This window comes from Mangrovibacter sp. MFB070 (assembly GCF_000705335.1).
Classification (GTDB): Bacteria; Pseudomonadota; Gammaproteobacteria; order Enterobacterales; family Enterobacteriaceae; genus Mangrovibacter; species Mangrovibacter plantisponsor.
Window position 1 is genome coordinate 1 of the sequence record NZ_JJMI01000012.1, and the last position, 3,503, is coordinate 3,503.

The following is a 3,503-nucleotide window of genomic DNA, read 5'->3' on the forward strand; positions in this document are numbered from 1 at the left end:
CTGAGTTCGGCATGGGGTCAGGTGGGACCACCGCGCTCTTGCCGCCAGGCATATTCTGTTTTATTCACCGCCTCACGGCCATGAACATTATCCGTTAACAAGCTAAAAATTTCGTCTCTCACACCAAAACATCTTTGGCGTTGTAAGGTTAAGCCTCACGGTTCATTAGTACCGGTTAGCTCAACGCATCGCTGCGCTTACACACCCGGCCTATCAACGTCGTCGTCTTCAACGTTCCTTCAGGACCCTTAAAGGGTCAGGGAGAACTCATCTCGGGGCAAGTTTCGTGCTTAGATGCTTTCAGCACTTATCTCTTCCGCATGTAGCTACCGGGCAATGCCATTGGCATGACAACCCGAACACCAGTGATGCGTCCACTCCGGTCCTCTCGTACTAGGAGCAGCCCCCCTCAATTCTCCAGCGCCCACGGCAGATAGGGACCGAACTGTCTCACGACGTTCTAAACCCAGCTCGCGTACCACTTTAAATGGCGAACAGCCATACCCTTGGGACCTACTTCAGCCCCAGGATGTGATGAGCCGACATCGAGGTGCCAAACACCGCCGTCGATATGAACTCTTGGGCGGTATCAGCCTGTTATCCCCGGAGTACCTTTTATCCGTTGAGCGATGGCCCTTCCATTCAGAACCACCGGATCACTATGACCTGCTTTCGCACCTGCTCGCGCCGTCACGCTCGCAGTCAAGCTGGCTTATGCCATTGCACTAACCTCCTGATGTCCGACCAGGATTAGCCAACCTTCGTGCTCCTCCGTTACACTTTAGGAGGAGACCGCCCCAGTCAAACTACCCACCAGACACTGTCCCCACGCCAGATTATGGCGCCAGGTTAGAACATCAAACATTAAAGGGTGGTATTTCAAGGTTGGCTCCATGCAGACTGGCGTCCACACTTCAAAGCCTCCCACCTATCCTACACATCAAGGCTCAATGTTCAGTGTCAAGCTATAGTAAAGGTTCACGGGGTCTTTCCGTCTTGCCGCGGGTACACCGCATCTTCACGGCGAGTTCAATTTCACTGAGTCTCGGGTGGAGACAGCCTGGCCATCATTACGCCATTCGTGCAGGTCGGAACTTACCCGACAAGGAATTTCGCTACCTTAGGACCGTTATAGTTACGGCCGCCGTTTACCGGGGCTTCGATCAGGAGCTTCGCTTGCGCTGACCCCATCAATTAACCTTCCGGCACCGGGCAGGCGTCACACCGTATACGTCCACTTTCGTGTTTGCACAGTGCTGTGTTTTTAATAAACAGTTGCAGCCAGCTGGTATCTTCGACTGACTTCAGCTCCATCCGCGAGGGACTTCACCTACGTGTCAGCGTGCCTTCTCCCGAAGTTACGGCACCATTTTGCCTAGTTCCTTCACCCGAGTTCTCTCAAGCGCCTTGGTATTCTCTACCTGACCACCTGTGTCGGTTTGGGGTACGATTTCGTGTTACCTGGAGCTTAGAGGCTTTTCCTGGAAGCAGGGCATCTGTCACTTCAGCACCGTAGTGCCTCGTCATCACGCCTCAGTGTTAATGAGCAACCGGATTTGCCTGGTCACTCCACCTTCACGCTTAAACCGGGACAACCGTCGCCCGGATGACACAGCCTTCTCCGTCCCCCCTTCGCAGTAACACCAAGTACAGGAATATTAACCTGTTTCCCATCGACTACGCCTTTCGGCCTCGCCTTAGGGGTCGACTCACCCTGCCCCGATTAACGTTGGACAGGAACCCTTGGTCTTCCGGCGTGCGGGTTTTTCACCCGCATTATCGTTACTTATGTCAGCATTCGCACTTCTGATACCTCCAGCATGCCTCACAGCACACCTTCACCGGCTTACAGAACGCTCCCCTACCCAACAACACTTAGTGTCGCTGCCGCAGCTTCGGTGCATGGTTTAGCCCCGTTACATCTTCCGCGCAGGCCGACTCGACCAGTGAGCTATTACGCTTTCTTTAAATGATGGCTGCTTCTAAGCCAACATCCTGGCTGTCTGGGCCTTCCCACATCGTTTCCCACTTAACCATGACTTTGGGACCTTAGCTGGCGGTCTGGGTTGTTTCCCTCTTCACGACGGACGTTAGCACCCGCCGTGTGTCTCCCGTGATAACATTCTTCGGTATTCGTAGTTTGCATCGGGTTGGTAAGCCGGGATGGCCCCCTAGCCGAAACAGTGCTCTACCCCCGAAGATGAGTTCACGAGGCGCTACCTAAATAGCTTTCGGGGAGAACCAGCTATCTCCCGGTTTGATTGGCCTTTCACCCCCAGCCACAGGTCATCCGCTAATTTTTCAACATTAGTCGGTTCGGTCCTCCAGTTAGTGTTACCCAACCTTCAACCTGCCCATGGCTAGATCACCGGGTTTCGGGTCTATACCCTGCAACTGGACGCCCGGTTAAGACTCGGTTTCCCTGCGGCTCCCCTATACGGTTAACCTTGCTACAGAATATAAGTCGCTGACCCATTATACAAAAGGTACGCAGTCACCCCATTAAAGAGGCTCCCACTGCTTGTACGTACACGGTTTCAGGTTCTTTTTCACTCCCCTCGCCGGGGTTCTTTTCGCCTTTCCCTCACGGTACTGGTTCACTATCGGTCAGTCAGGAGTATTTAGCCTTGGAGGATGGTCCCCCCATATTCAGACAGGATACCACGTGTCCCGCCCTACTCATCGAGCTCACAACAGGTGCACTTTCGTGTACGGGGCTTTCACCCTGTATCGCCGGCCATTCCGGACCGTTCCACTAACACACCTGCTGATTCAGACTCTGGGCTCTTCCCCGTTCGCTCGCCGCTACTTGGGGAATCTCGGTTGATTTCTTTTCCTCGGGGTACTTAGATGTTTCAGTTCTCCCGGTTCGCCTCATTAACCTATGGATTCAGTTAATGATAGTGTGACGAGTCACACTGGGTTTCCCCATTCGGACATCGCCGGTTATAACGGTTCATATCACCTTACCGGCGCTTTTCGCAGATTAGCACGTCCTTCATCGCCTCTGACTGCCAGGGCATCCACCGTGTACGCTTAGTCGCTTAACCTCACAACCCGAAGATGTTTTTCTGTCTGGTTTGCTGCGCGTCGTGAATTCGTTGTTATAACGTGCTCGTAATGCTCATGAACCTTACGTTCACTCCGCTTACTGCGCGCGTTATGCCGCGCCTTCACTTAGCTCGCTGCACCGCTGACTGAACACATTTCGTGTTGCAAGTATTTGAGAGACTCACGAACAACTTGCGTTGTTCAGTGTTTCAATTTTCAGCTTGTTCCGGATTTTTAAAGAGCATAATACTTCACAGCATACTGACTCAGTACACTCTGAACTATTGTTAACGGACAGGGATGGTGGAGCTATGCGGGATCGAACCGCAGACCTCCTGCGTGCAAAGCAGGCGCTCTCCCAGCTGAGCTATAGCCCCATCGTTTGGCAACTTTCTGATACCGATAATTCGCTTTCAGACAAGACGCGAAAAGGCGACGCATAGTAAACTATG

1 tRNA gene and 1 rRNA gene are annotated in these 3,503 nt (G+C 52.9%); both read right to left on the reverse strand.

The window, feature by feature from the left end:
- Positions 1-144: 144 nt before the first annotated feature.
- A 23S ribosomal RNA gene (locus DT73_RS05450) occupies positions 145-3,050 on the reverse strand.
- Between the two features lie 302 nt (positions 3,051-3,352).
- A tRNA-Ala gene (locus DT73_RS05455) sits at positions 3,353-3,428 on the reverse strand.
- Between the last annotated feature and the right edge of the window lie 75 nt (positions 3,429-3,503).